This window comes from Ramlibacter sp. (assembly GCF_036383835.1).
GTDB lineage: Bacteria > Pseudomonadota > Gammaproteobacteria > Burkholderiales > Burkholderiaceae_C > Ramlibacter.
In genome coordinates this window covers 20,440-34,117 of sequence record NZ_DASVNN010000140.1, presented here as the reverse complement: position 1 = coordinate 34,117, position 13,678 = coordinate 20,440, and the positions used below count along the sequence as shown (strand labels likewise).

Sequence of the window (13,678 nt, the reverse complement as noted above, 5' to 3'; positions counted from 1 at the left end):
TTCGCCGCTCACCGCCGACCTGCAAAAGCTTGTCATTGCGGGCTTGCCCCGCAATCCATGGGTCCCGGGTCGAGCCCGGACGACAAACGAGTCAGGGCTTGTTGCCCGTCCGGGTGTTCGGCCCACCCCGTTCCCCCTGCCCTGCGCGGCCCGTGCGCACCTGGTTCTGGTTCGAACTGCCTCCGATGTGGTCTTCGCGATCGTGGCGGCTTTGCGGCGTGCGGCGGCCTTCGTTCTTCTGCGTCGGGGCTGCGTTGCCCTGCTTGTTGCTGTCGTTCTCCACCTTGCCCGACATGCCGGTCTGCTTGTCCTCGGGGGAACTCTTGTAACGGTGCGTCATCGTCTGCATCCTTTCGAATGCGGGAAATCATTTCTTGCCGGTGCCCGGCTCGACCTGCTTGCGGTGCATCTGCGCCACCGCCTGGGCCGGCAGCACCTTGCTGAGGGCCACTTCGAGCTTGTTCTTCAGGCCGGCCACCACGTCGGCCTCGCCCTTCACCATCGCCTTGAAGCCCAGCCGCGCCACGGCAGCGGGATCGGCTTTCTTGCCGGTGTTCACCTTGGTGTCCAGCATGTCGGCGCGAACGAAGAACTCGGTGTCCGTCACGCCCGGCATCAGCAGGCTCACCGTCACCTCGGTGCCCTTCAGCTCGTTGCGCAGCGCGTGGGCGAAGGAATCGACGAAGGCCTTGGTGCCGTTGTAGACGGCCTGGAAGCTCCCCGGCTCGAAGCCGGCGATCGATCCGGTGATCAGGATCCGCCCGCGGGCCCGCGCCACCATGCTGCGCGCCACGTGCTGGATCAGGTGCACCGTGCCCGTGATGTTGGTGTTGATCACGTGCAGGATGTCCGTCATGTCCTGCGCAAGGAAGGACCCGCCCAGGCCGTGGCCCGCGTTGGCCATCAGCGCATCGACCTCGCGATCGCCGATCGCCTGGATCAGGTGCATCACGCCGTCGGTGGTGGCCAGGTCGCACTGCACGGCCTGCACCTTCGCGCCCAGCGACTCGAAATCCATCACGGCTTCCACCAGCGGCGTGTCCGCCGCCACGATCAGGTCGTAGCCGTGCTCCGCCGCGATCTTCGCCAGGTTGTAGCCGATGCCCGACGACGCTCCCGTCACCACGGCCAGCGGACGCGGCGCGTTTGGTTCATCCATTGTGTTGCTCCGTGCTGGTGAACTTCCATTCTGGGAAGCGCACGGCGCCGCGCCTGTCGGACAGGTCCTGACTTCCTGTGGGGCTGTTCCTCCCGCCCCGAACGCCTAGCTCATCACTTCACCCAGCACATCGCTTCGATCTTGTTGCCATCCGGATCGCGCACGAAGGCCGCGTAATAGTTGTCCGAGTACTCCTTGCGCAATCCCGGCTTGCCGTCGTCCTCCGCACCCAGTTCGAGCGCCTTCTTGTGGAAAGCCTGCACCTGCTCAGCACGGCGTCGTAGAAGCGCTTGGCGCGGGGGAAGTCGTTGGTGCCCAGCGAAACGTGGGACACGGCAGGCAATGAGTCCATGGCGCACTCCTCGTGGAAAAGGGCAGCCATCGTAGGCCTGCGCAGTCCGGCCCGGCAACCTGTCTTCCTCCCTCTCCCCTCAAACCCCCAGCGGACTCACCCCGATCAGCACCCGGTGCGCCCAGAACGCGAACACCGCCCAGGCCGCCACGCCCACCCCCACCGCGATCACCGTCCTGCTTCGCTCACCCGTGATGCGGGTGGCCAGCGTCCGCTCGCGCCGGCGCACCGACCAGAAATCCAGCACCGCCCACAGCAGGAAGCTGCCGAACAGGACCACGTCGGCCAGCGTGTTGTTGACGACCAGGTGCGCCAGCGCCCAGACCTTCACGCCGAGGATCATCGGATGGCGCAGCTTCGCCTTGATCTCGTTGCGCGGTACGTAGGCCGCCACCAGCAGCACGAAGGACGGCAGCATCGCCAGCGACACCACGTGCCGCATCCACACCGGCGGCGGATTCCACAGCACCACCGGGTCCTGCCGCGCCAGGCCGTAGCCCCACACGACCAGCGCGAAGCCGCCGAGCGAGATCAGCGAGTACAGCAGCTTGTACTCCTTCTCCCCGAAGCTCTCCATCCTGCTGGTGCGCCACCCCTCCGCGACGATCCGCGTCGAGTGCACACCCAGGAACAGCACCAGCCCCAGCACGAGCGCGGCCATCGATTCCCCCGTGTTTTTCGTGTCAGCGGCGGATTCTGCTTGAAGCACGCTCGGTCATGAAGCCACAGGGCGGCCAGGGGCCCGCGGAGGTTCCCGGATGTCTTTATTGAATTTGATTGTTTAAAGATAGTCGTAGTAGCTAAGCACCCCGCCCCGCTGTGGACAACCGCCTTTTCCCCTTGCGCATCAGGCACTTGCGCGCGGGGGAGGACTGTGGGCACCCCTGCGTCGGAGCTGTCCTGCAAACTTGGATAAGGTTGGTCCCGCCGCCGCGGGTGTGGATAACGGCCGGGTTGTGCCGGATCGCTCCACAGGTTTATCAGGTCAAAAAAAATCTTCTCGCCGCCCCGCATGTGGCGGCGAGACCACGTCGACGCGAACCGGCTTGCCGGCACCTGACGTTCTTGCAAGCTTTCCTTCCCGGTCGTCTACGATCCCCGGGCTCCGCCGCCCTGCGCAGCGACTCCATGGTTTCCTCCTCCCCCTTCTCCGCTTCGCGGCCGGCCACGCCCTCGGTGCGCCAGCTGCTGCTGAGCCTGCTGCTCGCGGCGTTCCTCCCGGCCCTCGTGGTCATGGTGCTGCTGCTGTTCCTGCAGTACCAGCACGAACGCAGGCAGGTGGTCGCCGAGATGGAGCACCACGCCCAGCACGTGGCCACCCGGCTCGACGACAACGTGGCCAACGTGCAGGCGCACCTGGCGCGGCTGTCCGAGGGCCTTCGTGCTGGCGCGCCGGACCTCGCCGCGTTGCGCGAGGAAGCACGGATCGAGCAGCGCCTGGCCCAGGTCGACGCCATCGTGCTGTTCGACACATCGGGCGTGCAGCTGATGAACAGCCGCCTGCCCGCCGGCGTGTCGCCTGGGCCGAATCCGCCGCCCGTCGACGTGCTGGCGTCCATCCGCATGGGCCGGCCGGCCGTCTCCGACGTGTTCTTCGCGCCCAACGCGCAAGCCCACATGGTCGGCATCGGCATTCCCGTGGTGGACGGCAGCCACGTGAAGTACGCCCTGGCCGCCGCGATCGAGTCGGCCCATCTGGGCCGCATGCTGGCGCCCGCGCTGCACGGCGACCGGTCGCTGCTGATCGTCGACCGGCAGGGCCGGGTCGTTGCGCAGACCGGTGCGGCGCCGGCCGCTGCGGGCAGCGCCCTCCGAGTCGAGATGCTGGGGCAAGTGACGCGTGCCGCGGCGACCGGCCGCACCACCGTCGAAACCGAAGACCACGTCATGACGATGCAGCGCTCCGCAGCGACGGGATGGACCGTGATCGTGAAGGTGCCCCGCAGCGAACTGCTGGAGCCCGTGTGGCATTCCGCCCTGGCCTTGCTGCTGGTGTTGATGCTGCTCCTGGCCGCCGGCCTGACGGTCGCCATGCGCCTGGGCCGCCGCGTCACCCGCTCGATCGCGCACCTGAGCGAAGGCGCGCGGGCGCTGCGCGAAGGCGGCACCGTGCAGATCCAGCCGCTGTTGTTCCGCGAAGCCGACGACTTCGCGCGCACCTTCGAGGCGGCGAGCCGCAGCCTGCAGGACCACAACGACACGCTCAACCGCGTGACGCAGAACTTCGACCGCTTCCTGCTGCAGGAAATGGAGACTTGGAAGTCGGCCGTCGGCCGCGAGCTGCACGACTCGGTGGGGTCCGCGCTCGGCGGCGTCTCCCTCGTGCTCGAAAGCGCGCGCGGCCTGATGCCGGCCGGCATCGACGCCGGCGCGCTGCTCCCGGCGGTGGAGCAACTGGCGGCCGACGCCAGCAACTGGCACGGCATCCAATGCGAGGTGCTGGCCACGGGCAGCTTCGACGCGATCGCGCCGGAGGTGGCCAACCACGTCTATCGCATCATCCAGGAAGCCGTGGCCAACGCGCAGCGCCATGCCTCCGCGCGCAACGTGCTGGTGAAGCTGGTGGAGAACGCGCAGGGCTACGAGGTCTGCATCTCCGACGACGGCCGCGGCACCGAATTTCCCGATGGCGCCGGCGCGCACGCCGGCGTCGGCCTGCGTTCGATGCGCGCCCGGGCCGAAGCGATCGAGGGCGTCATCAACTTCGGCCGCGTGCCCGAAGGCGGCTGCCGCGTGAACCTGGTGTGGATGAAGCCCGGCGCCCATGCCGCCGGCGGCGAAGACCGGGTGGAGGCCTGAATGACGGAACGCCTGCCCACCGTGCTGGTGATCGACGACCACGCCATCGTGCGCTTCGGCCTCGAGACGCTGATCGGCAACTGCCCTCAGCTGGCGTTGGCCGGCTCCGCGGCTACGCTGGACGAGGGCCTGGCGCTGATCGCATTGCTGCAGCCGGACCTGGTGATCACCGACATGGGTGTCGGCGAATCGAAAGGCCTCGACACCGTGCGGGCGGTGATCTCCACGCAGAAGCCGCGCAGCACGCTGATCCTCACCGTGCACGACGAACTGCTCTACGGCGAGCAGGCGCTCGCGCTCGGCGCCGCGGGCTACGTGATGAAGGAAAACGCGCACGACTCGATCCTGTCCGCGGCCCACGCCGTGCTGGCCGGCGGCCGCTGGATCAGCGAAAAGCTGCAGGCGCGCGTGCACGAACGCGAGCAGCAGCGCGCCACCGGCGAAGAGACGACGCAGGCGCGGCTCACGCCGCGCGAACTGCAGATCCTGGAATTCCTGCGCAGCGGCCGCACCACCAAGCAGATCGCCGCGGCGCTCGATTGCAGCGTGCGCACGATCGACGTGCACCGCGCCACCATCAAGAAGAAGCTCGGCCTGCGCACGGCGGCCGAACTGATCGCCTTCGCTTCCAACAAGCTCTAGGCGCAGTCCGCGGGCCGTGAACAAATCGGCTACGTATAGTTACATATGGACCGATCGGGTGCCCGGTCCGATCCTCATCGACATCCGGAAAAGGGTTTTCGGAGGAGCCAGAGGATGTTTTCCCAAATGAAGATCGGCACCAAGCTGTTTTGCATGGCCGCCATGCTGGTGGCCGTGGCGCTGTGCAGCGGCGCCTACGGCGTGTTCGCGCTGCAGCAGGCGCAGGAAAGTGCGGCGCAAGGCCAGAAGGTCTATGCCAACCTGATCTCGGCCGTCGATTCGGCGCGCTCCGCCGAAGTCGCCTTCAAGGTGCAGATCCAGGAGTTCAAGAACATCCTGCTGCGCGGGCACGAGCAGAAGGACTACGAACGCTACCTGGCCGCGTTCCGCCAGCGTTCGGACACCGTGGCCAAGGAGTTCCAGGACCTGCACGAGGCCTTCACGCGGCTGGGCCTGCCGACGCAGGCGGTCGAGGAAGCACGCAAGATGCACACCGACATCCAGTCGCAATACCGCGGCGCGCTCGACCTGTTCCAGGTGGACCGGCCCGAAACCAGCGCCGTCGTCGACGCCCGCGTGCGCGGCAAGGACCGGCCGATGGAAGAAAAGATCGAAGCCCTGGTGCAGCTCGCGCAGAAGCACGCCGACCAGGAAAGCGCCAACCTGGCCGCCGCTTCGCAGAGCCAGATGACGCAGGCGATCACCCTGCTCGCCGCGGTCATCCTGGTGGGCACCGCGCTGGCCGTGCTCCTCGCCGTGCTGATCATCCGCAACCTGCTCAAGGACCTGGGCGGCGAACCGGCCTACGCGAAGGAAGTGGCGCAGCGCATCGCAGCGGGCGACCTGGCGATGGAAGTCAGCATCCAGCCGAACGACCGCGACAGCATGATCCGCGCGATGAAGCAGATGGCCGACAACCTGCGCGCCATGGTGGGCGAAGTGGCCGTCGGCGCCCACGTGGTGTCCGACACCAGCACGCAGATCGCGCAGGGCAACGTGGAGCTTTCGCAGCGTACCGAGGAGCAGGCCAGCACGCTGGAGGAAACCGCCAGCCAGATGGAGGAGCTCACCAGCACGGTGACGCAGAACGCCGAGAACGCGCGCCAGGCCAGCCAGCTCGCCGTGGGCGCGTCCGACGTGGCCCGCAAGGGCGGCGAGGTGGTGGGCGAGGTGGTGGTCACGATGAATGCGATCTCGGACGCCTCGCGCAAGATCTCCGACATCATCGGCGTGATCGACGGCATCGCCTTCCAGACCAACATCCTCGCGCTCAATGCGGCGGTCGAGGCGGCGCGCGCCGGCGACCAGGGCCGCGGCTTCGCGGTGGTGGCCACCGAGGTGCGCAACCTGGCGCAACGCAGCGCCGCCGCGGCCAAGGAGATCAAGACCCTGATCGGCGACTCGGTGGGCAAGGTCGAGGCCGGCTCGAAACTCGTGGACGCCGCCGGCCGCACCATGGGCGAGATCGTCGGTTCGGTGAAGAAGGTCAGCGACTTGATCTCGGAGATTGCCGCGGCCAGCCAGGAGCAGAGCTCGGGCATCGAGCAGGTCAACACCGCCGTCGCGCAGATGGACCAGGTGGTACAGCAGAACGCCACGCTCGTGGAGGAAGCCACGGCCGCCACCGAGTCGATGAAGAGCCAGGCGGCCGCGTTGCTGGCGATGGTGTCGCGCTTCCGGCTGCAGGAAGTCGTGTCCACGGCCTTCGCGGCGCCTGCGGTGGCGTCGAGCCAGCCGCGCCCGCAGCTGAGCCTGCGGCCGGCTGCGAGCTGAACACGGCAATCCGCCGTTACAAAGCGCCCCGCCCGCTGTCGAAACCTCCTAGCCTCCTTCGTCGTTCTGTTGCGGGCGGCACTTCCGCCGCCGCGCCATTCAAGGAGGCTCAGCGATGAACTATGTCGATGGATTCGTGGTCCCGGTCCCGACGGCCAAGCGGGACGTCTACCGCCGCATGGCGGAAACCGGGGCTACGGTGTTCAAGGAGCACGGCGCCCTCACGGTCGTCGAGTGCTGGGGCGACGACGTGCCCGAAGGCAAGCTCACGTCCTTTCCCATGGCCGTGCAGCGCAAGGACGACGAGACCGTGGTGTTCTCCTGGATCACCTGGCCGTCCAAGGCCGTGCGCGACGAGGGCATGAAGAAGGCGATGGACGATCCGCGCATGCAGGAGGCCATGAAGGACATGCCCTTCGACGGCAAGCGCATGATCTTCGGCGGCTTCCAGGTGATCGTCAGCGCCTGAGCGCGGGAGAAGCGCGATGCTGCACGGCTTTCCCATGTACGCGTACATCCCGGCCCGGGACATCGCCCGGGCGCGGCAGTTCTACGAAACCAAGGTGGGCCTGAAGCCGAAGGAGGAACGCAACGGCGGCGTGGTCTACGAATTCGCCGGCGGCACCGCGTGCTTCCTCTACCTCAGCCCGAACGCCGGCACCTCGCAAGCCAGCCAGGCCTTCTGGTCCGTCACCGACGTCGACGGCCTGATCGGGAAACTGAAAGCGCGCGGCGTCGTGTTCGAGAACTACGACCTGCCCGGTGAAAGAAGCCCGCAAGGCGCGATCACGGCGGGCGGCGCGAAGGCCGCATGGTTCAAGGACAGCGAGGGCAACATCATGGCCCTCATCGAGGAGGTCTGACTTTCTCAGGCACCCCGCAGCACCGGCATAGCGGCCGGTGCAACACCGATCCACCGCAGCCCTTCCGCCATGGCGTAGTCGGCCGCTGCGATGCGGTCGCGGAACAGGCGCGTGAGGCGCACCACGCGGTCCGTCGTGCCCCGGCCGGAGCCGGAGCGGATCGACACCGAGCAGGCGTACCAGCCGTTCTCGAGTGCCTTGGTCAGCGGCGAGATCAGGTACTTGCCGATGGTGCGTGAGTGATGGAAAGCAGAATTCATTTGTCGTTCTCTTTGTTTTGGAGTGGACCGGCGAAAGGCTTCCGGCGCAGCACCACGCAGCGGTGCGAACGCAGGTCATCGTCGGTCGGGGATTCGAAGGGTGCTCGCCGATGGAACCGGGAGCGAAGAAGAGGCCTGGAGATGCAGGCCTGAAAAAACATGATAACCCGCCGACCGGGTGATCGCTGTAGGTCGAGGCCGTTACCGCCCCAACTTCCCCGCCATGCGCAGGATGTCATCCAGCGCGTTCCCATCGCCATTCGCATCGAGCATCCGCCCCAGGCTGCCGCCCAATCCACCGAGCCCACCCGCCTGCCCTCCCCCACCGAGCACGCTCCCGAGCATCCCGCCGAGTCCACCCCCGGTGCCGCCCGTACTCGCTTGGCCCTTCGACATCAACCCGGTCACCACCATCGCCAGCAGCGGCAGCATCTTCTTCAACAAGGCCGGATCCAGCCCGCTCGATCCCGCCGCGCTCTGCGCCACGGTGCGGCTCACGTCCTTCGACCCGAAGATCTGCCCGAGCACGTCGTTGCCGGCCTCGACATCGGTCGGCGCCGGCGACAGCACCTGGTCCAGCAGCCCGCCGCCGCCGAGCGACGACAGCAGATCGCCCAGGTCACCGCTCTCGCCTTGCGTGCGCTTCTGCAGTCCACCCAGGATGGCCGGTGCCAGCGCCTCGGCGCCCGCCGACGCCTCGCCGGGGCTGATGCCCAGCTCGCGCGCGATGGAGTCCAGGCCGCCGGATTGCGACAGCAGGTCGGTGATGTTCATGGCGTTCTCCTTCCGCCCGGCGAATGCCGGAGGCCGATGAGCCATCGTAGTCACGCCGCGACCGCGTGGTCGTGACGGATCGTTGCAGTGCCCGGCCGTGCGGCGGGGCGCGCCGCTATTTCGCGGGCATGGCGGCCAGGCGTTCGGCCGCGCCCTGCAGGCCCGCGAAGATGCGCGTCGCCACGCGCTCGGGGAAGTCGTGGGGCAGGCGCTCGCGCACTTGCCGGATCACCCCGGGCGTCGCCTCCAGCAGCCGGCCGATCACGGGCTCGGCGTCCGCGCCGTAGCCGCAGCGTGCGGCCATGGCATTGAAGTGGCGCCGCTCGATCTCGCGCAGTCGGTAGCGCGGCTTCGCCGCCATCACGGCCATCGCCAGCTTGGCCTTCTGCCACGAGAGCTGGTTCGGGCCGTCGCCGGCGATGGGCCAGACGGACATGATGTCGTACAGGGGCGTGAGGCGGAAGCGCCCGCCGGCGAGCAGGCGGATGCTGAAGTTCTTGGCGTGGCCGTCCGTGGCCGCCAGCATCCAGAACAGCACCTGGCAGGCCAGGACCGTTTCGATGTCGGCATGGGCGTGGTCCGAGCCTCGCAGCAGCCTGGCGATGTCCAGCACGCCCGGGCCGCCTTCGGCCTGGTACTTCGCATCGGGCGGATGACCGGTCGCCTGGCAGAAGTCCTCCTGCGGCAGGCGCATCCACCACTGGCCCGAAGGATGCAGCTGGCGGTCGAAACGCTCCACGCACAGCACGGGCTGGCCGTCGAATTCGAGCATCTCGCAGCGCGCGACGGCCAGGCCGTAGGCACGCACGATCTCCATCGTGAGCCACTCGTTCTGGACCGAGGTGGTGAAGTCCGCCCGCATGTGGCCCACCAGCCCGATCGGAAGCTTGAAGATGTGGGTCGTGGGCGTGGCTCCGTGCGGTCGCAGCCACCGGCCCTCGTGCCGCAGCAGCGCGGTCTTCTCCTGCGCCCCGGCGAGCGAAATGCGGAAGTCGGCTTCCTCGGGCTCGAGGCCGCGCGCCGGCGCGGTGACCATGGTGCGCAGGTGGCGCGCGATGTCGTCGTCCGACAGCGGTGTGCCTTCGATGCGGTCGAAGCCTTCCGGCGCCTGGTCCTCGGGCAGCAGCTGCACGGCGCCCACGCAGTCGCGGCCGATGGCCGCCAGCAGGTCGAAGGCATCGGTCGAACCGCGGGCGTAGCGCTGGGCGAGGCGCTTGCGGATCGCGGCGCTGTCCGGAAGCAGGTTCTCGAAGTAGTTCGCGAGGGCGGCGCCCTTGAGCGGCCGGTCGTCCAGGTCGAAGGGCAGCGACAGCGAGAGCGGCCGACCCACGTCTGCGGCGCGCCAGGCCGGCTCGTACTGCAGTTCCATCTCGCCCCGCGCGGGGATGCGCCAGCTCCCCACCCGGTGGCCGTTGCTCCACAAGGACAGCGCCCGGGCGTGCGATGCGCGTCCCATGCCTACCAGTCGGTCGCCGGAGGGGTCGCCGAATCCCTGGAGGCGATGCTCAGTTGCAGGCCGAGGCTGGAGCAGATGGCCAGCAGCTGGTCGACGCTGAGGGTGCCCGGCTCGCGCTCGAGCGCGGACAGCCGCGCCTGGCTCACGCCGACACGGGCGGCCAGCTGCGTCTGGTTCAGGCCTTGCGCCTTGCGGGCGGACTGCAGCACCCGGCCCAGGCTGCCGGCGGTGAGGACAGGGGTTTCGTTCCGCATGGGGTTACTCGAATACGTTGTATCCGCAGCTTACGCGCATAGCTGATAAACGTCAAATAACAGCCAAAGGAGTAAATGCGGAATACTCGGTATTGGAATATGGCCCGGCTCGCCGAGCCGCCTCGATGCATGAGTGGGCGGACTCCGACGGCGACCGCCCGTCATCCCCAACGCGCTGTTCGTCCCCCCCGGCGTGTCTTTTGCGCGACCCCTTCCTTGACGCCCGCGCGGCGCCCCGGAATCCTCCTGCGTTCAGGAGAAAGAACGATGACCCCGAAAGCATGGCTCCTCGCCGCATCAGCACTTCTGTCGGCCGGGGTGGCGCAAGCCACCTGCTACAGCGTCTACAAGGCCGACGGCACCCTTTTGCACGAAGGCTCCAGCACGCCGGTGAACCTGGCATTGCCGATCGGGGACACCGTGCCCGATAAGTTCGGCACCGGTGCCACCATGACGGTGTCGGACCATTCGGTGTTCTGCAAGAGCCGCGGCCCGGAAGCCGCGGCCGACAAGGCGGCGCCGAAGCAGGACGTGGCCCAGAGCGAGGCCATGGCCATCAAGAAGGTGTCGGGCCGCTAGGCGCTCAGGCGCGCCAGCGCCGCCTTCACCCGCTCCGGCGTCAGCGGCGCGCGGCGCAGCCGCACGCCGGTGGCGTCGAAGAAGGCATTGGCGATCGCCGCCGGCACCACGCGCGGCGTGGCCTCGCCGGCTCCCGTCGGCGCCACGTCGATCCGATCCAGCAGCACCACGTCGATCGTCTCCGGCGCATCCTTGATGTCCAGGATCGGATAAGTGAGCCAGTCGACGCTGGTGACTTGCTCGCGGTCGAAGCGCACCTCCTCCAGTAGCGTGCGCGAGATGCCCTGCACCAGGCCGCATTCGATCGTCTGCTTCAGGCCGGCCGGGTTGACCACCAGCCCGCAGTCGTGCGCCACGGTCATCCGGCGCGCCCACACGCGGCCACTGCGGCGGTCCACTTCGACTTCCGCCACCACGGCGACCACCGTGCCGGCGCGCTGCGCATACGCGATGCCGCGGCCGGAGAGCACGTCGCCGGTGCGCGCACGCTGCGCGGGCCGCGCTTGCCATCCCGCTTTCTCGGCGGCGGCCTTGACCACCTCGCGGTCGCGCGGCGCCGTCAGGTACTTCAGGCGAAACGCCACCGGGTCCTCGCCCGCCGCATGCGCCAGTTCGTCGATGAACTGTTCGCTCGCGAACTGGATCTGCAGGCCGACCGGGTCGCGCATGTGCGAGGTGCGCAGCGGCGAGCCGCGTTCCAGCAGCGCGGGCACTGTCTCCCATCCGAGCAGCTTGCCGGCGAAGCCATAGCTCTCCGCCGGCACGCCGAAGTTGGCCTCGGGCTTGAGCGGCAGGCCCAGTTCCATGCCCGCCAGGCTGTGGCTGGGATCGGATTCGTTGCTCTCGATGTTGGCGCGCGAAAAGCCGCGCGAGACGAACTCGTAGCCGACCACCTGGCCCGACGCGTCGAGCGCGGCGCGCGCGCGATGCACCGAGGCCGGCGCCTTCGGGTCCCAGCCGGTGGCGTCGTGGCGCATGTACTGCACGCGCACCGGCCGGCCGGTGAGCTTGGACAGCAGCGCGGCGTCGATGGCGGCATCGCCGGCATCGTTGCGGCCATAGGAGCCCGGGCCCAGCACCCAGGTCGCGTGCACCTTCTTCGGCGGCAGGCCCAGCATCTTCGCCACGCCGTCTCGCGCGTAGTGCGGCTTCTGCGTGCCGGTCCACAGCCGCGCCTCGCCAGGCTTCGCATCGACGATCGCGCAGCCCGGCCCCATGCTGGCATGCGACTGGAACGGCCACTCGTACTCGGCCTCGACCACGCGGGCGGCACCGGCGAAGGCGGGCGCGATGTCGCCCTTCTTCACTTCGTCCTCGCGTTTTTCCACAGTCGCCTTGCGCAGGTGCGCGTGCACGCCGTCGTGGCCGGGAAAGGGCTGCGGCACCGCGCTCCATTGCATCTTGAGCGCGCGTGCGGCGCGCACCGCGTCCCACTCGTGGTCCGCCACCACCGCCAGGAAGTTCTTCTCCTGCACCACGCGGGCGCCGCGAATGCGCGCGATCGACCCCGCATCCACCTGCTGCGGCACGGCGCCGGCGCGCGTCGGCCGGATCACCCGCGCGTGCAGCATGCCGGGCACGCGGATGTCGCTTACGTAGGTGCCGTTGCCGAACACCTTCCAGGCGACGTCGCGGCGCGGCAGCGGCTGCCCGACGATCTTGTATTCCGAAGGCGACTTGGGCTTGGCCTTGCCGGTCACGTTCAGCTGGTTGCCCTTCCGCTTGTTCCATTCGACCTTCGAGTGGAAGTAGCGGCCGCCGATCAGCTCGGTGTAGCGGACCTGGCGCGCCGGATCGGCCCGCACCGACACCACGCCATCGCTTACTGAGAGGCCGGCCACCGGCACGCCCAGTTGCGCCGATGCCATCTCCAGCAGCAGGCGGCGCGCTTCGGCCGCCGCGTTTCGCAGCGGCCTGGCGCCCGCCTGGATGCCCAGCGCGCTGGAAGCGCCGCCCTGGTTGATCGAGGTGGCGCTGTCGCCCATGACGACCTGCACGCGGTCCACCGCGACGTCCAGTTCCTCGGCGACGATCTGCGCGATCGCGACCTCGAGGCCCTGGCCCAGGTCCACCTTGCCGTAGTAGGCGTTGACGCGGCCGTCCGGCAGGATCGCCACCCAGGAATCGAGCTCCTCCGGAGCCAGCGGCGGCTTGGAGGTCGCACTCGCACTCGCTTGCGCGAGTGCGGAAGCGGGAGCCAGCGCCGACACCACCAGCGCGCCGGCGGCCTGCAGCAGCTCGCGCCGCTGCAGCGACAGGAAGCCTTCGTCTTGCATGGAGGGCTCCTTCATGCCAGTTGCGCCTGCGCCCGCTTGATCGCGCGCAGGATCGCCATGTGCGTGCCGCAGCGGCACTTCAAGCCGGTGAGCGCGTCGCGGATCTCCGCGTCGCTCGCCTTCGGGTTGGTCTTGAGCAGGGCCGCGGCCGTCATCATCCAGCCGCTGGTGCAGTAGCCGCATTGCGGCACCTGTTCCGCAAGCCACGCGGCCTGCAGCGGGTGCGGCTTCTCCGGCGTGCCCAATCCGGCGATCGTGGTGACCTCGCGCCCCGCGACCGCGCTGACCGGCAGCACGCACGAGCGCGCCGGCTGGCCTTCCAGGTGCACGGTGCAGGCGCCGCACTGCGCGAGCCCGCAGCCGAACTTCGGGTTGGCCAGGCCCAGGTCGCCGCGCAGCGCATACAGCAGCGGCATCTCGGGAGCGGCGTCCACGTTGACGGGCTTGCCGTCGACCTTGAACTTCACTTGCGGCATGCGTTCCTCCGTGGG

The 13,678-nt window shown here is 68.6% G+C and carries 16 protein-coding genes; 6 read left to right on the top strand and 10 right to left on the bottom strand.

Translation table 11 applies throughout. The annotated features are described in order from the left end of the window. Positions 1-91: 91 nt before the first annotated feature. The 4 genes from VF522_RS21765 to VF522_RS21750 form a co-directional block, all read right to left on the bottom strand. A complete protein-coding gene (locus VF522_RS21765; RefSeq protein ID WP_330910418.1) occupies positions 92-340 on the bottom strand; it encodes a hypothetical protein in 249 nt (82 codons plus the stop codon). A 27-nt stretch (positions 341-367) separates the two neighbouring features. Further along, a complete protein-coding gene (locus tag VF522_RS21760) occupies positions 368-1,159 on the bottom strand; it encodes an SDR family NAD(P)-dependent oxidoreductase (RefSeq protein WP_330910417.1) in 792 nt (263 codons plus the stop codon). A gap of 113 nt (positions 1,160-1,272) precedes the next feature. Further along, positions 1,273-1,422, bottom strand: coding sequence for a hypothetical protein (locus tag VF522_RS21755; RefSeq protein WP_330910416.1), 150 nt, complete (start codon positions 1,420-1,422; stop codon positions 1,273-1,275). 168 nt (positions 1,423-1,590) lie between these two features. Continuing rightward, positions 1,591-2,172, bottom strand: coding sequence for an NnrU family protein (locus VF522_RS21750; RefSeq protein WP_330910415.1), 582 nt, complete (start codon positions 2,170-2,172; stop codon positions 1,591-1,593). A 467-nt stretch (positions 2,173-2,639) separates the two neighbouring features. Here VF522_RS21750 and VF522_RS21745 point away from each other — a divergent pair, with 467 nt between their 5' ends. The 5 genes from VF522_RS21745 (at position 2,640) to VF522_RS21725 (ending at position 7,588) form a co-directional block, all read left to right on the top strand. Next, a complete protein-coding gene (locus VF522_RS21745; protein WP_330910414.1) occupies positions 2,640-4,310 on the top strand; it encodes an ATP-binding protein in 1,671 nt (556 codons plus the stop codon). Continuing rightward, on the top strand, positions 4,311-4,952 hold the full coding sequence (locus tag VF522_RS21740) for a response regulator transcription factor (protein WP_330910413.1): 642 nt from the start codon (positions 4,311-4,313) through the stop codon (positions 4,950-4,952). Between the two features lie 126 nt (positions 4,953-5,078). Next, positions 5,079-6,725 (top strand): methyl-accepting chemotaxis protein, encoded by a 1,647-nt coding sequence (locus VF522_RS21735; RefSeq protein ID WP_330910412.1) that lies wholly within the window; start codon positions 5,079-5,081, stop codon positions 6,723-6,725. A gap of 115 nt (positions 6,726-6,840) precedes the next feature. Further along, complete coding sequence (locus tag VF522_RS21730; protein WP_330910411.1) at positions 6,841-7,194, top strand: DUF1428 domain-containing protein; 354 nt, start codon at positions 6,841-6,843, stop codon at positions 7,192-7,194. A 16-nt stretch (positions 7,195-7,210) separates the two neighbouring features. Then, positions 7,211-7,588, top strand: coding sequence for a VOC family protein (locus VF522_RS21725; RefSeq protein ID WP_330910410.1), 378 nt, complete (start codon positions 7,211-7,213; stop codon positions 7,586-7,588). A gap of 5 nt (positions 7,589-7,593) precedes the next feature. Here VF522_RS21725 and VF522_RS21720 read toward each other — a convergent pair whose 3' ends face one another. The 4 genes from VF522_RS21720 to VF522_RS21705 form a co-directional block, all read right to left on the bottom strand. Further along, positions 7,594-7,848, bottom strand: coding sequence for a hypothetical protein (locus VF522_RS21720; protein ID WP_330910409.1), 255 nt, complete (start codon positions 7,846-7,848; stop codon positions 7,594-7,596). Between the two features lie 201 nt (positions 7,849-8,049). Next, positions 8,050-8,622 carry a DUF937 domain-containing protein gene (locus VF522_RS21715; RefSeq protein WP_330910408.1) on the bottom strand — a complete coding sequence of 191 codons (573 nt, stop codon included), beginning with the start codon at positions 8,620-8,622 and terminating at the stop codon, positions 8,050-8,052. 115 nt (positions 8,623-8,737) lie between these two features. Beyond that, positions 8,738-10,078 carry a type II toxin-antitoxin system HipA family toxin gene (locus VF522_RS21710; RefSeq protein ID WP_330910407.1) on the bottom strand — a complete coding sequence of 447 codons (1,341 nt, stop codon included), beginning with the start codon at positions 10,076-10,078 and terminating at the stop codon, positions 8,738-8,740. Positions 10,079-10,080: 2 nt separating this feature from the next. Next, positions 10,081-10,332: a helix-turn-helix domain-containing protein gene (locus VF522_RS21705; protein ID WP_330910406.1), complete on the bottom strand. Its 252-nt coding sequence runs from the start codon at positions 10,330-10,332 to the stop codon at positions 10,081-10,083. 267 nt (positions 10,333-10,599) lie between these two features. Here VF522_RS21705 and VF522_RS21700 point away from each other — a divergent pair, with 267 nt between their 5' ends. Next, complete coding sequence (locus VF522_RS21700; RefSeq protein WP_330910405.1) at positions 10,600-10,911, top strand: hypothetical protein; 312 nt, start codon at positions 10,600-10,602, stop codon at positions 10,909-10,911. Here the strand turns inward: VF522_RS21700 and VF522_RS21695 are convergent. Next, positions 10,908-13,187 carry a xanthine dehydrogenase family protein molybdopterin-binding subunit gene (locus tag VF522_RS21695; protein ID WP_330910404.1) on the bottom strand — a complete coding sequence of 760 codons (2,280 nt, stop codon included), beginning with the start codon at positions 13,185-13,187 and terminating at the stop codon, positions 10,908-10,910. The genes VF522_RS21700 and VF522_RS21695 overlap by 4 nt on opposite strands. 11 nt (positions 13,188-13,198) lie before the next feature. Further along, entirely contained in the window at positions 13,199-13,663 is a 465-nt protein-coding gene (locus VF522_RS21690) for a (2Fe-2S)-binding protein (RefSeq protein ID WP_330910403.1), read from the bottom strand. Between the last annotated feature and the right edge of the window lie 15 nt (positions 13,664-13,678).

What these genes read in the sequence shown, in the direction of transcription:
- VF522_RS21760 (WP_330910417.1), bottom strand. Translation starts at nt 1,159, where the DNA reads ATGGATGAACCAAACGCGCCGCGTCCGCTGGCCGTGGTGACGGGAGCG.
- VF522_RS21730 (WP_330910411.1), top strand. Translation starts at nt 6,841, where the DNA reads ATGAACTATGTCGATGGATTCGTGGTCCCGGTCCCGACGGCCAAGCGG.
- VF522_RS21735 (WP_330910412.1), top strand. Translation starts at nt 5,079, where the DNA reads ATGAAGATCGGCACCAAGCTGTTTTGCATGGCCGCCATGCTGGTGGCC.
- VF522_RS21705 (WP_330910406.1), bottom strand. Translation starts at nt 10,332, where the DNA reads ATGCGGAACGAAACCCCTGTCCTCACCGCCGGCAGCCTGGGCCGGGTG.
- VF522_RS21740 (WP_330910413.1), top strand. Translation starts at nt 4,311, where the DNA reads ATGACGGAACGCCTGCCCACCGTGCTGGTGATCGACGACCACGCCATC.
- VF522_RS21700 (WP_330910405.1), top strand. Translation starts at nt 10,600, where the DNA reads ATGACCCCGAAAGCATGGCTCCTCGCCGCATCAGCACTTCTGTCGGCC.
- VF522_RS21710 (WP_330910407.1), bottom strand. Translation starts at nt 10,078, where the DNA reads ATGGGACGCGCATCGCACGCCCGGGCGCTGTCCTTGTGGAGCAACGGC.
- VF522_RS21725 (WP_330910410.1), top strand. Translation starts at nt 7,211, where the DNA reads ATGCTGCACGGCTTTCCCATGTACGCGTACATCCCGGCCCGGGACATC.
- VF522_RS21720 (WP_330910409.1), bottom strand. Translation starts at nt 7,848, where the DNA reads ATGAATTCTGCTTTCCATCACTCACGCACCATCGGCAAGTACCTGATC.
- VF522_RS21695 (WP_330910404.1), bottom strand. Translation starts at nt 13,187, where the DNA reads ATGCAAGACGAAGGCTTCCTGTCGCTGCAGCGGCGCGAGCTGCTGCAG.
- VF522_RS21750 (WP_330910415.1), bottom strand. Translation starts at nt 2,172, where the DNA reads ATGGCCGCGCTCGTGCTGGGGCTGGTGCTGTTCCTGGGTGTGCACTCG.
- VF522_RS21745 (WP_330910414.1), top strand. Translation starts at nt 2,640, where the DNA reads ATGGTTTCCTCCTCCCCCTTCTCCGCTTCGCGGCCGGCCACGCCCTCG.
- VF522_RS21690 (WP_330910403.1), bottom strand. Translation starts at nt 13,663, where the DNA reads ATGCCGCAAGTGAAGTTCAAGGTCGACGGCAAGCCCGTCAACGTGGAC.
- VF522_RS21715 (WP_330910408.1), bottom strand. Translation starts at nt 8,622, where the DNA reads ATGAACATCACCGACCTGCTGTCGCAATCCGGCGGCCTGGACTCCATC.
- VF522_RS21765 (WP_330910418.1), bottom strand. Translation starts at nt 340, where the DNA reads ATGACGCACCGTTACAAGAGTTCCCCCGAGGACAAGCAGACCGGCATG.